At 71.4% G+C, this 18,256-nt stretch carries 20 protein-coding genes; 7 read left to right on the top strand and 13 right to left on the bottom strand.

Translation table 11 applies throughout. The features are described 5' to 3' along the window. Positions 1-92: 92 nt before the first annotated feature. Positions 93-1,532 carry a mycothione reductase gene (locus LL946_RS11480; protein ID WP_404380750.1) on the top strand — a complete coding sequence of 480 codons (1,440 nt, stop codon included), beginning with the start codon at positions 93-95 and terminating at the stop codon, positions 1,530-1,532. Here LL946_RS11480 and LL946_RS11475 read toward each other — a convergent pair whose 3' ends face one another. The 6 genes from LL946_RS11475 to LL946_RS11450 all read right to left on the bottom strand — a co-directional run bounded on the left by LL946_RS11475 (position 1,533) and on the right by LL946_RS11450 (position 7,971). Then, positions 1,533-2,846, bottom strand: coding sequence for an MFS transporter (locus tag LL946_RS11475; protein WP_404380748.1), 1,314 nt, complete (start codon positions 2,844-2,846; stop codon positions 1,533-1,535). A gap of 54 nt (positions 2,847-2,900) precedes the next feature. Continuing rightward, positions 2,901-3,290 carry a DUF779 domain-containing protein gene (locus LL946_RS11470; RefSeq protein ID WP_404380746.1) on the bottom strand — a complete coding sequence of 130 codons (390 nt, stop codon included), beginning with the start codon at positions 3,288-3,290 and terminating at the stop codon, positions 2,901-2,903. Between the two features lies 1 nt (position 3,291). Beyond that, positions 3,292-4,809, bottom strand: a complete 1,518-nt coding sequence (locus tag LL946_RS11465; protein WP_404380744.1) for an aldehyde dehydrogenase family protein — start codon at positions 4,807-4,809, stop codon at positions 3,292-3,294. Between the two features lie 149 nt (positions 4,810-4,958). Further along, entirely contained in the window at positions 4,959-6,188 is a 1,230-nt protein-coding gene (locus tag LL946_RS11460; RefSeq protein ID WP_404380742.1) for a transcriptional regulator, read from the bottom strand. Positions 6,189-6,265: 77 nt separating this feature from the next. Then, positions 6,266-6,991, bottom strand: a complete 726-nt coding sequence (locus LL946_RS11455) for a VOC family protein (protein WP_404380740.1) — start codon at positions 6,989-6,991, stop codon at positions 6,266-6,268. Beyond that, the gene (locus tag LL946_RS11450) at positions 6,988-7,971 is read right to left on the bottom strand and encodes an o-succinylbenzoate synthase (protein ID WP_404380738.1); all 984 of its coding nucleotides are present in this window, start codon (positions 7,969-7,971) and stop codon (positions 6,988-6,990) included. The genes LL946_RS11455 and LL946_RS11450 overlap by 4 nt, the downstream gene beginning before the upstream one ends. 51 nt (positions 7,972-8,022) lie before the next feature. On the opposite strand from LL946_RS11450, the gene LL946_RS11445 reads away from it, so the two are divergent. The 3 genes from LL946_RS11445 (at position 8,023) to LL946_RS11435 (ending at position 10,285) form a co-directional block, all read left to right on the top strand. Next, positions 8,023-8,265: a hypothetical protein gene (locus tag LL946_RS11445; protein WP_404380736.1), complete on the top strand. Its 243-nt coding sequence runs from the start codon at positions 8,023-8,025 to the stop codon at positions 8,263-8,265. A gap of 42 nt (positions 8,266-8,307) precedes the next feature. Next, positions 8,308-9,258 (top strand): 1,4-dihydroxy-2-naphthoyl-CoA synthase, encoded by a 951-nt coding sequence (locus LL946_RS11440; protein WP_404380734.1) that lies wholly within the window; start codon positions 8,308-8,310, stop codon positions 9,256-9,258. 229 nt (positions 9,259-9,487) lie between these two features. After that, the gene (locus tag LL946_RS11435) at positions 9,488-10,285 is read left to right on the top strand and encodes an O-methyltransferase (RefSeq protein ID WP_404380732.1); all 798 of its coding nucleotides are present in this window, start codon (positions 9,488-9,490) and stop codon (positions 10,283-10,285) included. 39 nt (positions 10,286-10,324) lie between these two features. Here the strand turns inward: LL946_RS11435 and LL946_RS11430 are convergent, their stop codons facing one another. Further along, the gene (locus LL946_RS11430) at positions 10,325-10,780 is read right to left on the bottom strand and encodes a hypothetical protein (RefSeq protein WP_404380730.1); all 456 of its coding nucleotides are present in this window, start codon (positions 10,778-10,780) and stop codon (positions 10,325-10,327) included. 45 nt (positions 10,781-10,825) lie between these two features. On the opposite strand from LL946_RS11430, the gene menE reads away from it, so the two are divergent. From menE to LL946_RS11415, 3 genes are read left to right on the top strand one after another with little or no spacing between them, the layout of a single operon-like run. After that, positions 10,826-11,995 (top strand): o-succinylbenzoate--CoA ligase, encoded by a 1,170-nt coding sequence (gene menE, locus LL946_RS11425; RefSeq protein WP_404380728.1) that lies wholly within the window; start codon positions 10,826-10,828, stop codon positions 11,993-11,995. Positions 11,996-11,999: 4 nt separating this feature from the next. Next, positions 12,000-12,251 carry a PLDc N-terminal domain-containing protein gene (locus tag LL946_RS11420; RefSeq protein WP_404380726.1) on the top strand — a complete coding sequence of 84 codons (252 nt, stop codon included), beginning with the start codon at positions 12,000-12,002 and terminating at the stop codon, positions 12,249-12,251. A gap of 12 nt (positions 12,252-12,263) precedes the next feature. After that, the gene (locus LL946_RS11415; protein ID WP_404380724.1) at positions 12,264-13,148 is read left to right on the top strand and encodes a 1,4-dihydroxy-2-naphthoate polyprenyltransferase; all 885 of its coding nucleotides are present in this window, start codon (positions 12,264-12,266) and stop codon (positions 13,146-13,148) included. A gap of 127 nt (positions 13,149-13,275) precedes the next feature. On the opposite strand, the gene LL946_RS11410 is transcribed toward LL946_RS11415, so the two are convergent. The 6 genes from LL946_RS11410 to LL946_RS11385 are packed head-to-tail and all read right to left on the bottom strand — an operon-like array spanning position 13,276 to position 18,235. Then, on the bottom strand, positions 13,276-13,608 hold the full coding sequence (locus LL946_RS11410) for a DUF4229 domain-containing protein (RefSeq protein ID WP_404380722.1): 333 nt from the start codon (positions 13,606-13,608) through the stop codon (positions 13,276-13,278). 4 nt (positions 13,609-13,612) lie between these two features. Next, the gene (gene ccsB, locus LL946_RS11405) at positions 13,613-14,605 is read right to left on the bottom strand and encodes a c-type cytochrome biogenesis protein CcsB (protein ID WP_404380720.1); all 993 of its coding nucleotides are present in this window, start codon (positions 14,603-14,605) and stop codon (positions 13,613-13,615) included. Then, a complete protein-coding gene (locus LL946_RS11400; RefSeq protein WP_404380718.1) occupies positions 14,602-16,194 on the bottom strand; it encodes a cytochrome c biogenesis protein ResB in 1,593 nt (530 codons plus the stop codon). Before LL946_RS11400 ends, ccsB begins: the two co-directional genes overlap by 4 nt. Continuing rightward, positions 16,194-16,943 carry a cytochrome c biogenesis CcdA family protein gene (locus LL946_RS11395; protein ID WP_404380716.1) on the bottom strand — a complete coding sequence of 250 codons (750 nt, stop codon included), beginning with the start codon at positions 16,941-16,943 and terminating at the stop codon, positions 16,194-16,196. Before LL946_RS11395 ends, LL946_RS11400 begins: the two co-directional genes overlap by 1 nt. 3 nt (positions 16,944-16,946) lie before the next feature. After that, positions 16,947-17,570 (bottom strand): TlpA family protein disulfide reductase, encoded by a 624-nt coding sequence (locus LL946_RS11390; protein WP_404380714.1) that lies wholly within the window; start codon positions 17,568-17,570, stop codon positions 16,947-16,949. After that, entirely contained in the window at positions 17,567-18,235 is a 669-nt protein-coding gene (locus LL946_RS11385; RefSeq protein WP_404380712.1) for a histidine phosphatase family protein, read from the bottom strand. Before LL946_RS11385 ends, LL946_RS11390 begins: the two co-directional genes overlap by 4 nt. Between the last annotated feature and the right edge of the window lie 21 nt (positions 18,236-18,256).

Raw genomic sequence — 18,256 nt, 5'->3', positions numbered from 1 at the left:
TGCCGTCGACCGCCTCCTCCACCGCCGCCCGCGGTCCCCGCACGGCCACCCGAGCCGACGACCGGGGCGAGCACCCGGCATACGCTGCTGTCATGGCGACGCACCACGACCTGATCATCATCGGCACCGGGTCGGGGAACTCGCTCATCACCCCCGAGCTCGCCGGCCTCGACATCGCCATCGTCGAGGAGGGGAAGTTCGGCGGCACCTGCCTCAACGTCGGGTGCATCCCGACCAAGATGCTCGTCCTGCCCGCCGACCGCGTCATCGAGTCACGCGAGGCGCAGCGGCTGGGAGTGACGATCAGCCGCGACGTCACCGTGGACTGGCCTGCGATCCGCGATCGGATCTTCACCGGCCGGATCGACGAGATCGCTGCGGGCGGTGAGCGCTTCCGGCGCAGCCAGGAGTTCGTGACCGTGTATGCCGCGACCGCCCGCTTCGTCGGCGAGCGCCACCTCGCGCTCTCGACCGGTGAGGAGATCACCGCCGACCGGGTCGTCGTCGCCGCCGGGTCCCGCGCGGACATGCTCGACGTCGACGGCCTCGATCGGGTCGACCCCGACCGTGGCGTGCACACGAGCGACACGGTGATGCGGATCAACGAGCTCCCACGACGGATGGCGATCGTCGGTGGCGGCTTCGTCGCCTGCGAGTTCGCGCACGTCTTCAGCGCGCTCGGCGTCGAGGTCACCCAGGTCCAGCGGTCGAGCAGACTCCTCCGTGTCGAGGAAGCGGAGATCTCCCGTCGCTACACCGAGCTCGCCCGCGGTCGCCACGACCTGCGCCTCGAGACGATCGTGTCGTCGGCGACGCGCTCGGACGGCGGCACGTGGACCCTCGGCCTCAAGGGCCTCGACGGCGACACCGACCTCGAGGTCGACGCCGTCCTCGTCGCGGTCGGTCGCACGCCCAACGGCGCCCGCCTCGAGGTCGCAGCCGGCGGCATCGAGCTCGACGAGCGTGGCGTCGTCGTCATCGACGAGCAGCAGCGCACCACCGCCGACGCCGTCTGGGCCCTCGGCGACGTCGCGAACTCGTGGCAGCTCAAGCACGTCGCCAACCACGAGGCGCGCATCGTCGCCCACAACTTGGCCGTCGACACCGGCCGCCACCACGACCCGGCCGCGAAGGCCGTGGACGCCGACCACCGCTTCGTCCCGCACGCCGTCTTCGGTCACCCGCAGATCGCCGGCTTCGGCCCGACCAGCGCCGAGCTCGACGAGGCCGGGACGCCCTACGTGAGCTACACGCAGTCGTTCGGCGACACGGCATACGGATGGGCCCTCGAGGACACCACAGGGATCCTCGTCGTCCACGCCGACCCGGACACCGGGCTGCTTCTCGCCGCGCACTGCCTCGGGCCGCACGCGTCGACGCTCATCCAGCCACTCATCCAGGCGGCGTCGTTCGGGCAGTCGGCACGTGAGGTGGCGCGCGGCCAGTACTGGATCCACCCCGCCCTGGCGGAGGTCGTGGAGAACGCCCTGCTCGGTCTCGAGCTGCCGAGGCTCACGACCACCGCCGACTGATCAGGGCGTCGGGGTGCGCGCGTCGTAGCGGAGGAAACCCGGCTGCAGCCTCGCGAGCACGACGATCGCTGCGACACAGGCGAACCCGCCCACGAGCGCCGTCGTCCCCTCGCCGATGTTCTCCGCGACGAACCCGCCTAGCAGCTCGCCGAGACGAGGCCCGCCGGCCACGACGACGATGAAGACGCCCTGGAGCCGGCCGCGCAGGTGGTCCGGCGTCGCCGCCTGCAGGATCGTCGTCCGGAAGACCGCGCTCACCGAGTCAGACCCGCCCGCAACCGCCATCGCGACGAGCCCCACCCAGAGCGCCTGGCCGCGGGTGAGCACGTCACCGGCCGCGAGCATCGCCGCCCCCAGGCCCGCGATCGCCGCGCCCCAGCCGACGATCGAGATGAGGATCGCCCGCCCCTGGTGGATCACCGACCCCAGCCGTCCGGAGAAGAACATCGCACCGATGCCGCCCACCGCTGCCGCCGCTGACAGCGCGCCGACGGTCGTCGCTCCGCCACCGAAGATCACGGCGCCCGCCGCGGGGAAGAGCACCCGAGGCTGGGCGAGTACCATCGCGCAGATGTCGGCGATGAAGGTCATGCGGACGTTGGGTCGCGTCGCGAGGAACGAGAAGCCGTCGAGGACCGACCGTATGCCGGGTGCCCGCCTCTGCCTTGCGTCCGCCACCGTGGGGGTCAGGCCGTCATCTCGGCGGACGCTGTGGGGGTCCGGTGGGAGAGAGGGCAACCGGGCCAGGCCCCAGAGCGCGGCGGTCGTGATGACGGCGTCGACTGTGTACGCCGCGCGGAACCCGCCCCAGTCGACGAGCACGCCCGCGAGGAGCGGACCGACCGTCATCGAGGCGTTCATCGCGAACACCGACAGCGCGTTGGCCGCGGGCAGCTGGTCGCGGCGCAGGATCCGCGGGTAGATCGACGTGCGCGCCGGCGACGACACCGCGAACGCGGCGTTCCACGCGGCGACGAGGGCGTAGAGCACCCACACCTGGGTGTTGCCCATCCAGGCCTGGAGGGCACACAGGAGAGAGACGACGAACGCCACCGACTGGGCCACGAGCCCGACGACGCGTCGGTCGAAGTGGTCGACGAGCGTCCCGCCGTAGAGCCCCATGACGACGAGCGGCACGAGAGCGCAGAGCCCCACGACGCCCACCGACGCCGTCGACCGGGTCAGGTCGTAGACCTGGAGCCCGATGGCGACGACGGCGAGCTGGGAGCCGACGTTCGAGAGGGTGAACCCGGCATACAGGCGTCGGTAGTCGGTGTTGCTCCGCAACGGTTCGAGGTCGAGGAGCAGCGGCACGCCCGTGAGCCTACGTCGGGTGGTGGGCGGACGGCATACGCGACGAAGAGCGCCTCAGAGCAGGTCGAACGCGACGAGCTCCTCCTCCGTCATGAGCCGCGAGCGGATGAGGAAGCGCACGCCCTCGGGTGCCTCGACGGAGAAGCCCGAGCCGCGGCCGGGGACGACGTCGACGGTGAGGTGGGTGTGCTTCCAGTACTCGTACTGCGAGGTGCTCATCCAGAACTCGATGGGGGTCACCCCCTCGGGCGCCAACGTGCCCAGGAGCACGTCGGCGTCCGAGGTGATGAACTCGCCTGCCGGGAAGCACATCGGTGACGACCCGTCGCAGCACCCGCCGGACTGGTGGAACATCAGCGCACCGTGGATGCGCTCCAGTCGCGCGAGGAGCTCGGCGGCAGGGTCCGTGAGCTCGACGCGGGTCATCACCGATGGCTCGGTCATCTCAGAAGAACCCGAGCTTGTCGGGGCTGTAGCTCACGAGCAGGTTCTTCGTCTGCTGGTAGTGGTCGAGCATCATCTTGTGGTTCTCGCGACCGATGCCGGACTGCTTGTAGCCACCGAAGGCGGCGTGCGCGGGGTACTGGTGGTAGCAGTTGACCCACACGCGTCCCGCCTCGATGCCGCGGCCCATCCGGTATGCCGTGTTCGTGTCGCGCGACCAGACTCCCGCTCCGAGGCCGTAGAGGGTGTCGTTGGCGATCCGGAGCGCATCCTCCTGGTCGGTGAACTTCGTGACCGAGAGGACCGGCCCGAAGATCTCCTCCTGGAAGACCCGCATCGAGTTGTCGCCCTCGAAGACCGTCGGCTCGATGTAGAAGCCGCCCTCGAGTCCCTCGACGGTGCGCTTGTTGCCACCGGTGAGGACCTTGGCGCCCTCCTGGCGTCCGATGTCGAGGTAGCTGAGGATCTTCTCGAACTGGTCGTTGCTCGCCTGGGCGCCGACCATGACGTTCGGGTCGAGCGGGTTGCCGACCGTGATGGCCTCGACCCGGGCGATGGCCCGCTCCATGAACTCGTCGTAGATCGACTCCTGGACGAGGGCGCGGGAGGGACAGGTGCAGACCTCGCCCTGGTTGAGCGCGAACATCGTGAAGCCCTCGAGGGCCTTGTCGAAGAACGCGTCGTCCTTGGCCATGACGTCGGCGAAGAAGACGTTGGGGCTCTTGCCACCGAGCTCGAGCGTGACCGGGATGATCTTCTGCGAGGCGTACTGCATGATCAGGCGGCCGGTCGTCGTCTCACCGGTGAACGCGATCTTGCTGATGCCGTCGTGCGAGGCGAGCGGCTTGCCGGCCTCCACGCCGAAGCCGTTGACGACGTTGAGGACGCCGTCGGGCAGCAGGTCGGCGATGAGCTCGACGACCTTGAGGATCGACGCGGGCGTCTGCTCGGCCGGCTTGAGGACGACGCAGTTGCCGGCGGCGAGGGCGGGGGCGAGCTTCCACGTCGCCATGAGGATCGGGAAGTTCCACGGGATGATCTGGCCGACGACGCCGAGCGGCTCGTGGAAGTGGTAGGCCATCGTGTCGTGGTCGATCTCGGAGATGCCGCCCTCCTGGGCGCGCACACAGCCGGCGAAGTAGCGGAAGTGGTCGATCGCCAGGGGCAGGTCCGCGGCGAGGGTCTCGCGCACCGGCTTGCCGTTCTCCCAGCACTCGAGGACGGCAAGCTCCTCGAGGTGGGACTCGAGGCGGTCGGCGATCTTGAGCAGGATGTTGCTGCGCTCGGTGGTCGAGGTCCGGGCCCACGCGTCCTTGGCGTCGGTGGCAGCCTGGACGGCCGCGTCGATGTCCGCCGCCTTGCTGCGGGCGACGGTGACGAACGCCTTGCCGTCGACGGGTGAGATGTCCTCGAACGTCTCGCCGTCCTGCGCCGGGACCCACTTGCCGCCGATGAAGTTGTCGAAGTGCGACGGGATCGTCACCTTCGAGCCCTCGGCGTTCGGGGGTGCAAAGACCATGACCGGACCTCCTTGTCCACGGGTGACGCGCCAGTGCGTCACCATCTGCTGCGGACGCTAGGTCGGCGAGGGTTGGTCGAAGGTTGGTCGAAGGTTGGGCCCAGAGGATGGGCAGAGGATGGGCCCAGAGGGTGGGCCCAGAGGTTGGGTCAGAGGTTGGCCGCTCGGGCCTGCGCCACGAGCTCGGCGCGCACCGGGTGCGGCCGGTCCCCGAGCACCGCGAGCGCACGCTCGACGACCTCGACGTCCCACGGGACCGCGCGGGCGTAGCGGACGACGACCTCCGGCCGCGGGTCTGCCAGCAGCGACTCGCGCACGGCCACCGCGAGGTACTCCCCGGTCGAGGTGAGCTCGGGCGAGTCGGTGCCGGGCACGAGGTCGCCGCCGTAGTGCTCGACGGCCCGCTGGACGTCGCGCGCCCGCACGGCCTCCATGACCGTGAGGGCGTCGCACGTCACCGGCAGGTCGAGGCGGTAGGGCCGTGAGGCGAGCCGGCCGCCGAGGGCATGGCGCACGTGCGACACCTCGGCCTTGAGGGTGGACGGCGAGACCCGCGCGTCGCCGTAGAGCGCGGCGTGCAGCGCGTCGAGCGTGAGGCCCTCGGGGTGGAGCGCGAGCAGCGCGAGGATCTCGCTCTGCCGTCTCGTGAGCAGCAGCCGCGCGCCGTCGAGGTGGGCCTCGGCGGCTCCGAGGATGCGCAGCGTCAGTCCGGTCCCGAGCCGGGGTGCTGCGCCCACCAGCCCGCCGCGCGGGATCTCGCGCTCGAGCAGCGCGGCCAGCGCGATCGCGGTCGCCGCACCGATGGGGTGCGTGCGGTCCCACGTCGTCGAGAGGTCGAGGACGCCGATCTGCTCACCCGTCGCCGGGTCGTGCACGGGCGCCGCCCAGCAGACCCAGTTGTGCACGATCGGGGCGTAGTGCTCGGCCGAGAACACGGTCTGCGTGCGACCGGTCCGCTGGGCCAGGCTGAGCGCGTTGGTGCCGACGCTCTCCTCGTCCCACCGGCCACCGGTGACGAAGTTGACGCGCTCGGCCTTGCGCCGCATGACCCGACCGCCGTAGGTCCACAGGATCCGGGTGTCCCGGTCCGTCACCGCCACGACGAGGTCGCCGTCCTCCGCTGCCCGTCGCAGCTCGGTCGAGATGTTGCCGACCGCGACGTGCAGCGGCGAGTCCTCGAACTCGGCACGGGTCTGGTCGGGGTCGGCCATCGGCGCCTCGGTGACACCCTCCGGCACGTGGCCGGCACTTCGGTCCCAGCTGTCGACGATCGTGTCGTCGACGTCGTCCGGTCGGGGGCGCGGGCCGACCCGGTCCGCCCAGGCCGAGCGCGCGCGCTCGAGCGCGCTGCGTCGCCCTCTCAGGCCCTTGGTCGCCATCGACCCTCCGTCCGCCGGTGCGTCACAGGGTAGGTGCCGCACCTGTGCCGTGGCTGGGAGACGTCGAACCCGACCCCTCAGGGCCGCCGGTGGGTGAGGCAGTAGAGACGGCCGACCGGGTCGCGCATGACCGTCCAGAACTCGTGCTCGGAGACGACGGTGGCGCCGGCGGTCAGGTGGGCCTCCCGGCTCGCCTCCCGGTCGTGGCAGGCGAAGTCGACGTGCCCGCGGGCCGTGCCGGTGGGCTCGTCGAGTCGTTGCAGCAGGAACCGCACGGGTATGCCGTCGGGTCGCGTCAGCGAGACGAACTCGGGGAGCGAGCCCGGCCGCTTCGGCCACCCGGTGAGGGTCTCCCAGAAGTCGACCTCGCGCGAGTAGCCGTCGGCGGGGATGTCGAGGCAGACCTGGTCGAGCAGGTCGGGCTCGCCCTCGCGCACCTGCGTCGTCGCCGAGCCGGCGTTGCTCCAGGACGTGAGGCAGAAGGTGAACCCTCCGGGCGAACGCATGACGACGAAGCCCTCGTGCGCCGCCACCTCCGACGCCCCGAGCCGCGCCGCCTCCTCGGCAGCCTCGCGCAGTGGCACGTCGACGTCGAGGTCGACGTGCACGCCACCGCCCTCGACGACCTCCTGCAGCTTGACCCAGGCGTCCCCCTGCTCCGGGAGCAGGGTCGAGAACTCGCCGCGCTCGCCTCGTGGTGGTGTGAGGTGCGAACGCGTCACCTCGGCCCAGAAGTCCCACGAGCGGTCGCCGTCGGGCGCGGGGGTGTCGAGGAAGGTCCAGACCCAGCGGATGTCGATCATGCGAGCTCCAGTGCGGCAGTGAGTCGTTCGCGCCACCAGTGGACGCGGTCGGGCGGCGCGGCGTAGCGGTCGAGGAGGTCCGGGTCGGCCGTGACACGTCGCACCGGCAGTGCCCCGTCGACGGGGGTGAGCGAGTCGGTCGTCACGTCGCCGTCGAGCAGGGCGACGGTCCCGAGCCCGCACGCGTGGTCGAGCCGGGGCAGGGCCGCGGCAAGGGCGACCCCGGCCGCCATGCCGACGCTGGTGTCGAGCGAGGACGAGACGACCGCGGGCAGGCCGCACTCCTGCACGATCTCGAGGGCCCGTCGCACTCCCCCGAGCGGCGCCGCCTTGATGACGATGATGTCGGCGGCCCCGAGGTCACGCACCCGCATCGGGTCCTCGGCCTTGCGGATCGACTCGTCGGCCGCGACCGGAACGTCGATCCTGTTGCGCGCCAGCACGACTCGCAGGTCGCGCAGCTCCTCGACTGTGGCACACGGCTGCTCGGCGTACTCGATGTCGTATGCCGTGAGCCGCCTCAGCGTCTCGGTCGCGGTGTCGACGTCCCAGCCGCCGTTGGCGTCGACCCGGATCCGAGCGGAAGGGCCCATCGCGTCACGGACGGCGGCCACACGGCATACATCGTCGTCGGGGAGCTGACCACGCTCGGCGACCTTGACCTTGACCGTGGTGCACCCCGGGAAGCGCTGCAGCACAGCGGGAACCGCGTCCGGGTCCACCGCCGGGACGGTCGCGTTGACGGGCACCGAGTCGCGCACCGCGTCCGGCCACCCGACCCAGGCGGCCTCGACCGCGGAGGCCAGCCACCGGCTCGCCTCGGCTGGGGCGTACTCGAGGAAGGGTCCGAACTCGCCCCAGCCGGCCGGACCCTCGATGAGGGCCACCTCGCGCTCGGTGACCCCACGGAAGCGCACCCGCATCGGGATCGACACGACCCGCAGCGGGGTCAGCAGGTCGTCGAGGGAGGGCTGGGTCATCGGCCGCGTGTGGGAGGGAGCAAACGCATGGTGCGAACCTACTCTGGGAGCATGCAGACCACGATCAGCCTCGACTCCGCCCTCCTCAAGCAGGCCCGCAGCTACGCCAAGCGCTCCGGCCTCACCTGGAACGAGTTCGCGGAGGGAGCCCTGCGGGCGCACCTCGACATCGTCGACCCCGAGGGCAAGGTCGACCCGGCCACCCTCAGCGAGGCGGAGCGCACCCACTTCGTCGTCGTGCCGGACGAGCTGGTCAAGGCCGAGGGCGAGGCCGACTACGACTGGCAGCGCTGACTCAGGGCGGGGCCCGGGTCGTCCCCCGTTAGGCTCCGTCGCGTGACTGCGATCGATGGCGTGAGTGAGACGTTCGACCCGGCGGCGTGGGACGAGGTCGAGGGCTTCGACTTCACCGACATCACCTACCACCGGGCTCGAGGCCTCGGCGCCGTCCGCATCGCGTTCGACCGCCCCGAGGTGCTCAACGCCTTCCGGCCGCACACGGTCGACGAGCTCTACCGGGCGCTCGACCACGCCCGGCGCACTGCCGACGTCGGCGTCGTCCTCCTCACCGGCAACGGGCCGGGTCCGTCGGGCACGGGCAGCGAGGGCAAGTGGGCCTTCTGCTCCGGTGGCGACCAGCGCATCCGCGGTCGCTCCGGCTACCAGTACGCGCAGGAGGGGACCGACGACGTCACCGCCGCCGGCGTCGACGAGCGCCGGGTCAAGGCCGAGGGCGGCCGGCTCCACATCCTCGAGGTGCAGCGGCTCATCCGCACGATGCCCAAGGTCGTCATCTGCCTCGTCAACGGCTGGGCGGCCGGCGGCGGGCACTCGCTGCACGTCGTCTGCGACCTGACGATGGCCTCGCGCGAGCACGCCCGGTTCAAGCAGACCGACGCCGACGTGGGCTCGTTCGACGGGGGCTACGGCAGCGCCTACCTCGCCAAGATGGTCGGCCAGAAGTTCGCTCGCGAGATCTTCTTCCTCGGACGCACCTACACCGCCGACGACATGCACCGGATGGGCGCGGTCAACATCGTGAGTGCCCACGCCGAGCTCGAGACCGACGCCCTCCAGGTCGCGCGCGAGATCATGTCGAAGTCGCCGCAGGCGCAGCGCATGCTCAAGTTCGCCTTCAACCTCACCGACGACGGACTCATGGGCCAGCAGGTGTTCGCCGGCGAGGCGACCCGACTGGCCTACATGACCGACGAGGCCGTCGAGGGACGCGACCAGTTCCTCGAGAAGCGTGACCCGGACTGGTCGCCGTTCCCCTGGTACTTCTGACCTAGGCGCCTTCGTGGCGGGGCCCACCAGGGAGTGGCGAGCGTCAGGCGCCGGCGGGCCACTGGGGCATGCGGGGCGGTCCGCCGCGCTCACCGGCCCGCGACACCCTTCTCCGGGCCACCCGTCGAGGAGCTGCTCCGCCGTTAGACTGTGGCTCGATCAGCGCCGGCAGGCTGTCGCACCTTGACCGGGGGAGCGCCTCTGCCACACCACCGCACGGGGAGTCACCATGCACACGCTGAAGCGCACCCTGGGCCCACGCCTGCTGGCTCGGCGCGTGGCCCTGCGGTCCTGGCTTCGTGCGCCCGCGCTGCGGCGTCACGCCCGTCAGGAGTCCGCACGGCTGGCGGCGGCGACCGAGCCGTCCGCACGACGCCTGGGCGAGGCGATGGCACGGGTCGCCGCCGACACCACCGACCCGGGTCTGCGACGGACGCTCGAGCTCATCGAGGCGGGACGCCGCGACATGCTGCACTCCGACGACGTGGTGTCGTGGTCCGGCGGGCGAGAGGAGCCCGTGGCGTGGATCTGCGCCCGTGCCTCGCAGCCGCCCACCGGCGCACGGATGCTGCATCACCTGCTCACCGTGTGGCAACCACGCAAGGCGCTCGAGCTCGGCACCTGCGTGGGCATCTCGGGCGGCTACCAGGCCGCCGCGCTGCCCTCTGGTGCCACGCTGACCACCCTCGAGGGCTACTCCGGGCTCGCGCGCCAGGCGGAGCAGACGTGGCGCGGCGCCGGGATCGGCAACGCCGAGGTGGTCGTCGGGACGTTCGCCGACACCCTCGAAGGTGTGCTGGCGCAGGGGCCGTGGGGCTACGCCTACATCGACGGCCACCACGTCGGGTCCGCCACGCTGGACTACGTCGACCGGATCGCTGCGGTGTCCGAGCCGGGCGCCCTGCTCGTGCTCGACGACATCGACTACAACGACGGCATGCGCGACGCCTGGGCCCTGGTGCAGGGGCGGGACGACGTCGTCGCGAGCGCGACCCTGGGCAAGCTCGGGCTGCTCGCCCTGCGGTGAGCCGTCCGCGTCCCTGCTCGCAAGGGTGACGAGGGCAGCTCAGCCGCTGCCGCCGATGTCGACCTCGTAGGCCTCGTAGATGAGGTCGGCACCGCGCTGCCGGTGACGGACGATGCGCCCCACCAGCTCGGTCGCCGCTTCCCGGTGTGCCGCAACGGCTTCCTCGCTCTGGAGGCCGGCCTCCCGCTCCCCGAGGAGTCGCTGGACGACCTCGACGAAGTCCAGGTGCTCCTCCATCTGGAGCTTGGAGACCGAGGCGAGGCGCGGCGCACGGGCCACCGCGTCCGCATAGAGCCCGCCGGGCTGCTCGGTGATCGCGCGGTGGTCGCGCAGGTCGTGCTCGAGCTCGGTCAGCGCCGCACGCACCCGGCGCCGCCACAGGACCCCCAGCCCGATCGGCAGCGCGAGCGCCGCGTCGAGGGCGGCCATGGACTCCCCGAGCTCGGCCCGATGGGCGCGAACCCGCTCGAGGTATGCCGCGAACTCGGGGTCCATGCGCCCATCATCCTCATCCGCAGCCGCGCTGCCTAGAGTTGTCCCATGAGGATCGAGCCGCTCGCCGTTCCGGGCGGCGCGACGGTGCTCGAGGTCCTCCCGCGTCTCGCGCTCGCCCTCGAGGGCGGTCACCCCGTGGCCCCGTATGCCGTGGGCTCCCCTCCCCCGGACCTCGCACCTCTCGACCCCGGTGACCTCGACTTCGACGACGACCTCGCGGTCGTCGTCGGGACCTCCGGGTCCACCGGCGCCCCGAAGCGAGCCCTGCTCACGACCGCCAACCTCCGCAGCAGCATCGAGGCGACTGCGGCCCGGCTCGGTGGTCACGGCCAGTGGCTGCTCACCGTCCCCGGACACCACGTCGCCGGGCTCCAGGTCCTCCTCCGCTCCGTCGTCGCGGGGACGACACCACACGTCATGGCGCTCTCCGAGGGGTTCACGCCGGCCACCTGGGTCGCTGCCGTCGACGGGATGCCCCCGACCGACCTCCCGACCTACGTCTCCGTCGTCCCGACCCAGCTCACCCGGCTCCTCGCCGACCTCCACGCCACCGAGCGCCTCGCCCGCTTCGCCGCGGTCCTCGTCGGTGGCGCCGCCACCCACCCCGACCTCCTCCGCCGGGCCGCTGATGCCGGAGTCAGGGAGGTGACGACCTACGGCATGAGCGAGACCGCCGGCGGCTGCGTCTACGACGGGCGCGCGCTCGACGGAATGAAGGTCGACCTCGACACCGACGGACGCATCCACCTCGTCGGCCCCACTGTCGCCCGGGGCTACCTCGGCGACCCGGACCGCACCCGCGCCGCCTTCCCGGCGCCCGGGACGTTCCGCACCGACGACGTCGGGCACGTCGACGACGAGGGCCGGCTGCACGTCGACGGGCGCATCGACGACCTCGTCAACACGGGTGGGCTCAAGGTCGCCCCGCGCCTCGTCGAGGAGGCCGTGGCCCGGCTCGAGGGGATCGCCGAGGCCGTCGCCGTGGGCATCCCCGACCCGGAGTGGGGCGAGGTCCTCGCGGTCGCGGTCGTGCGTGACGGCACCTCACCCGGCCACGCGCCGACGGTGAGTGGGCTGCGCGAGCAGCTGCGCGGCATACTGCCCGACCACGCCCTGCCACGAGCGGTCCGGGAGGTGGACGCGATCCCCGCGCGCGGCCCCGGCAAGCCCGACCGGGCGGCCATCCGGCGGCTCTTCGCGCCCGTGGGAGAATAGGGGCGTGCTCCGCTTCCTGCCCTTCCTCATCGCTCTCGCGCTGTCGATCTACTGCGTCGTCGACTGCGTCAAGACCGACGAGCAGCGGGTCCGGGGCCTGCCCAAGCTCATCTGGGTGTTCGTCATCCTGCTGTTCCCGTTCGCCGGGTCCGTCGCGTGGCTGCTCGCCGGCCGGCCCAAGGCGAGCCCCCCGCCGCCGCGTCGCCAGATGCCGCGCGGGCCCGATGACGACCCCGACTTCCTCAAAGGACTCTAGGCACACCTCCACATGGCCACATTCGGACAGTGGGTCGCCGGCGCGCGCCCCCGCACCCTCTTCGCTGCCGTCGCCCCCGTCGTCATCGGCACCGCCGCGGCCGCCCAGCACTCGGAGCCGAGCTACGCGATCGCGCTGCTCGCCGCGGTCGTCGCCCTGTCCCTCCAGGTGGGCGTCAACTACGCGAACGACTACTCCGACGGCATCCGCGGCACCGACGACTCGCGGGTCGGCCCGGTGCGCCTCGTGGGACAGCGGCTCGCGCAGCCCAGCAGCGTCAAGGCCGCAGCGTTCCTGTCGTTCGGCTTCGCGGCCATCACCGGGCTGGCGCTCGTCGCCCTCGCGGAGGCGTGGCTGCTCCTGCCGCTCGGCATCCTCTCGATCATCGCGGCGTGGAAGTACACCGGCGGCGAGAACCCCTACGGCTACCTCGGCCTGGGCGAGGTCTTCGTCTTCGTCTTCTTCGGTCTCGTCGCCACGCTCGGCACGCTCTACGCGCAGGTCGGCGAGCTGTCGTGGTTCGGCGTCGCCGCGGCCGTGGGCGTCGGTGCCATCGCGTCGGCGATCCTCGTCGTCAACAACCTGCGCGACATCCCCACCGACGCGCAGTCCGGCAAGCACACGCTCGCCGTGCGGCTCGGCGACGCGGGCACCCGACGCTTCTGGCTCGCCCTCATCGTCGTGAGCATCCTCGCGGTCGGCGTCATGGCCATCTGGGACCCGTGGGCGCTGCTCGGCCTGCTGTCGATGGCCGCCATCTGGCGCGCCGTCCAGGTCGTCATGGGTGGCGCGGAGGGGCGCCGGCTCGTGCCCGTGCTCGGCTCCACGGGCAAGTACGAGCTCGTGTATGCCGTGTCGATCTTCGTCGGCATCCTCACCTCCCGCGCCCTCTTCTGACGCCGCCGCCCCCGGTTGTGGGGGCGTGACGCTCCCCGCCACCGGCTGTCGGGGGCAGCCTGCGTCGTCGGGGACGAATCCTCACCCGACAGCGCGAGATGGTGGCGACAACCGCCCGAGGCCGCGGTCAGCGGAAGTCGGAGTCCGCCTCGCCGCTGGTGGCGCCGTCGTCGGTGCGGGTGGCGGGGCGTCCGACCTCGGCGTCCTCGGCCGCCTCGTCGCTCCCCGAGGCATGCTCGCGCTTGCGCTCGACGCGGCGGTCGACCCGCTCGGCGATGTCGGCCGAGGCCTGCTGCCGGAACGGCTTGAGCACGACCGCCGAGATGACGAGCGAGGCGACGGCGGCGATGACGACCGCGAGCAGCTGCTCCTCGCGGTCACGCATCCCGAGCAGCCACGTCGCGGCCAGGCAGCCGACGAAGATCAGCGTGCGCAGGATGAGGTAGCGAACCATCGACATGTGTTCAGAGTCCCGAGTACGAGTGCTGGCCGACGAAGTAGACGTTGACGACGGCGTAGTTGACGATGATGCAGACGAAGCCGGCGACCGCGACCCAGGTGGCCGACTGGCGGCGCCAGCCACGGGTGACCCGGGCGTGCAGGTAGGCCGCGTAGACGACCCAGATGATGAACGTCCAGACCTCCTTGGGGTCCCAGTTCCAGTAGGAACCCCACGCCTGGCGGGCCCAGATGGCACCGGCGATGAGCGTGAACGTCCACAGCGGGAACGCCACGATGTGCAGGCCGTAGGTCAGCCGCTCGAGGGTCCTGCCCGCCGGCAGCGCACGCAGCACCCGGCTGTCGGCACCGAAGCGGTCCTGCGCGAGGTAGAGCAGGGCGACGACGAACCCGACCGCGAAGAGCCCGACCGAGATCGTCGCGACGGTGACGTGGATGACGAGCCAGACGCTCTTGAGCGACGGCATGAGCTCGGCGGCCTCGGTGTACCAGACCGTGTTGGCGAGCCCGAGCAGGATGAGCACGGGTGCGACGACGAACAGCCCGAGCCACTTGAGGTCGCGGCGCACACCCCATGCTACGAAGACGACCATCGTGAACAGCGCCGATGCCACCCCGAACTCGAACATGTTGCCCAGCGGCCAGCGCTGCACGGAGGCGCCGCGCAGCGCCGCTGACACGAGCAGGAGCACCGTGCCCAGGATCGCGAGGGTCTGGGCGATGCCTCCGGCCTTGCGGGCGCGCAGCGGCACCTCGGTGCCCGTCGGAGAGGTCGTCACGACGTCGCCACCCCCGGCACCGGCACCCACGGACCCGCCACCGGCGGCGACGAGCTCGCGCTCCGGCGCCTCGGCCCCTTCGACGGACTCGGCCCGCGCCTCGCGGGCGGGGAGCAGCCCGGCGAGGTAGCCGGCATACCCGAGCATCGAGAGGGTGAGGACCGCCATCGCGGAGTACAGGCTGAGGTTGGCGTAGCTCGCCAGGGTCTCGTTGGTCACGTGCGTCGTTCCTCCAGTCGTGTGAGGACGTCCTCGAGCTGTTCGCCCATGCCCTCGTCGTCGTCCTTGGCCAGGCCGCCGATGCTCACTACGGTACGGCCCTCCTCACTCGCGGGCGCAACCCGCACGAAGACCCGGCGCCGACGGATCGTCAGCGACAGGATGAGCCCGAGCAGCGCCACGAGCGAGGCGACGAGCGTGAGCTCCTTGCCCGGGTCATTGCGCACCGAGATCCCGGCGAACCGCTCGACCCCGTCGAACGTGATCGAGCCCTGCCCGCCGGGCAGCGTGTAGGTCTGGCCGGGCTTGAGCCAGATCCGCAGGAAGTCGGTGCCCTCCTTGTTCTCGAGCTGCGTCATGCCCGAGGTGTCGAGGGAGTAGACCGACTGCGGCCGCCCGCCCGGGAAGAGCGTCCCCTCGAAGGCCGACAGTGCGAGCGCCGGCTCGAGCAGGTCGGGGAAGACCGACCGCGGGCCCTGCTCGTCGAGGACGGACGTCGGCAGGAAGAGCCCGGCGAACCCGAGCTGCTTGCCGGCCGGCCCGGCACCGGCGACCTTGACCGCGCCGACCGACGTGTAGTTGTTGTCCTGCGCGAGGAACGGCGTCGCGTCGGAGTAGGTGACGTTGCCGTCGGCGTCCTTGACCGTGATCCTCGGCGCATAGCCGTTGCCGAGCAGGAAGGCCGTGCCGCCGCCGGTCTCGAGCGGCCCGTTGACCCGGATGACCTTCTTCTCCACCTCGGCGCCGGGAGACTTCGTGAAGTCGACGTATGCCGTGAAGTCCCGTGGCGAGCCGAACTGCCCCTTGCCCTGGACGTCGGTCTCGAACTCGGCGTCGAAGCGGGTGAGCGTCATCGTGAACGGCTCGAAGTCGGCGGGGTCGACGAGCGGGCCGGTGCTCAGGGTGTCGTAGCGGGCAGCGACGTTGGCCATCGACTCGCCCACGGGCAGGATGATGTCGGCCTTCCAGCCGAGCAGGTGGCCCCAGGCCATGCCGACGATGACGCCGATGAGCGCGAGGTGGAAGAAGAGGTTGCCCGTCTCCTTGAGGTAGCCCTTCTCGGCCGACACGGTGGTGTCGTCGTGCGAGTGGGTGCGGAAGCGCGCGGACCTCAGCGCCGCACGCACCTCGCCCAGGACGTCCTCGGGCGCACCGTCCACCGTGACCGTGTCGTGCGCGGCGAGCCGCTCGAGGCGCTTGGGTGCCCGCGGCGGCTGCGAGCGCATGGCCTTCCAGTGGACCTTGGAGCGCGGCAGGACGCACCCGACGAGCGAGACGAAGAGCAACAGGTAGATCGCGGCGAACCACGGCGACGCGTAGACCTCGAAGAACCCGAGCCGGTCCAGCCAGGGGCCGGCGGTCTCGTGCTGGGCGATCCAGTCGGCGGTGCGGACGGCGTCGATCGAGCGCTGCGGGAAGATCGACCCCGGCAGGGCGGCGACCGCGAGCAGGAGCAGCAGGAAGAGCGCCGTGCGCATTGAGGTCAGCTGGCGCCACGCGAAGCGCAGCAGCCCCAGCGGGCCGAGCGACGGCTGGGTGATGTCGTCGCGCTCGGTGCGCGGGTCGGTGGGCTGGGTCGACAGACTCATCAGATCGGCACCTCGAACCCGTTGACGAGCTCAGTCTGGAGCCACCGGGTGAGGTCCTCCCAGACGCCGGTGAGCAGCAGCATTCCGACGACGATGAGGAGCCCTCCGCCGACGAGCTGCACGACGCGGTGGTGGCGCCGCACCCACCCGGACACGCGGCCGAACCTCTCGATCCCGGCCGCCGCGAGGATGAACGGCAGGCCCAGACCCAGCGCGTATGCCGTCGCCAGAGTCACCGCGCGACCGGTGCTCGGGTTCGTCGTCGAGGCCGAGAGGGTGAGGACGGCGGCGAGGGTGGGACCGGTGCACGGCGCCCAGCCCAGCCCGAAGACGGCGCCGAGCAGGGGCGCACCCAGGAGCCCGGCACGCGGACGCCACGACGGCGCCAGCTGGCGCTGCGAGCCTGCCCGCGAGCCCACACCGAGGAACACGAGTCCCATGAGGATGACGAGCACTCCCCCGACGCGCATGAGCAGCACCCGGTGCTCGATGAGCGCCCGTCCCAGCGTGGCGATGAAGATCGAGCCGAGGACGAAGACCACGGTGAATCCGAGCACGAAGAGCAGGGCGCCGAGCACCATCCGGCCGCGCGAGCGCTGCTCCAGCGCGGTGTCGCTCAACCCCGTGACGTAGCCGAGGAATCCCGGCACGAGCGGGAGGACGCACGGCGACGCGAAGGACACGAGCCCGGCGAGCGCCGCCACGAGGACGGCGAGCGGCAGGGCGCCGGAGGCGATCTGGTCGGTCACTCGTCAGGACTCGGACTTCAGCACGTCGTCGATGAGGCCCTGGAGCGTCGTGGCCGAGACGGCGCCGTTGGCCCGCGCCGCGACCCGGCCCTCGCGGTCGAGCACGAGGGTGGACGGCGGGCTCGTCGGGGCCTGACGGCCGAACGCGAGGATGAGCACGCCGGACTCGTCGGTGAGGCTCGGATAGGTCATCCTCTGCGTCTTGACGAAGGCCGCACCGCGCTGCGGGTCCTCACGGAAGTCGATCCCCATGAACTGCACCGGCTTGCCGGCGGCCTGCACGTCGGTCCAGACCTTCTCGAGGTCGGGGATCTCCTCGATGCAGGGCGGGCACCACGAGCCCCAGAGGTTGACGACGACGACCTGCTTGCCCCGCTCGGACGTGCTCGACCACTGCCTGCCGTCGAGCGTCGTGCCCTCCAGCGTCACCGGCTTGAGCCGCTGGTCGACGGGGATCTGCTCGATCGCGCCGTTGCCTGCGATGTAGCCCTTCTGGTCGCCCTTCTTGGCCTGCTCCGCGATCGAGTTCGGGTCCGACGAGCACGCGCCGAGCGCGAGGAGCGCGAGCACGGAGGTGACTGACACGGCAGCGCGGGACACGGCATACCGAGGGGTTCGAGGTGTCATGCACCGGCTCCCGAGTGCGCGAACGGCAGCAGCTCGGCGGCCGGCTCGCTGTAGGCGAGCGACTCTAGCTCGTCGCCTCGGTAGGTGAGCGAGGTGAGGGAGGCGAGCGTGCACTGCCGCTTGCGCGGGTCGTGGACGAAGCGGCGGCCCTCGATCGCGAGGCGCAGCATCCAGATCGGCGCCTGGTGGGACACGATGACGGCTTCGTGGCCGCGGGCGAGGTCGCGCGCCGAGTCGACGGCGGCCTGCATCCGCGACGCGAGGTCGACGTAGGGCTCGCCCCACGACGGGCGCATCGGGTTGACCATGAGCTTCCACATCTTCGGGTCGCGGAAGATGCCCTTGCCGCCGGCCACGGCGCGCCCCTCGAAGGCGTTCTCGGCCTCGAGCGCCCGCTCGTCGATCTCGACCTCGAGCTCGTGCGCCGCCGCGATGGGAGCGGCGGTCTCGCGGGCGCGCTCGAGCGGGCTCGAGATGACGTGCGTGATGTCGTGGTCGACGAGGTGGGCTGCGACGAGGTCGGCCATGCGCCGCCCGAGCTCGGAGAGGTGGAACTCGGGCATCCGTCCGTAGAGGATGCGATCGGGGTTGTGGACCTCGCCGTGCCGCACGAGGTGCACGACCGTGCGGTCTGCCTCATCGGAGGCGGGGCCTGGCCTGGTCATGGCGCCGATTGTCGCAAACGA

It is taken from the genome of Knoellia locipacati, assembly GCF_044791685.1.
Lineage (GTDB): Bacteria > Actinomycetota > Actinomycetes > Actinomycetales > Dermatophilaceae > Knoellia > Knoellia locipacati_A.
The sequence above is the reverse complement of the archived record's forward strand: the minus strand, read 5'-3'. Positions and strand labels throughout refer to the sequence as shown.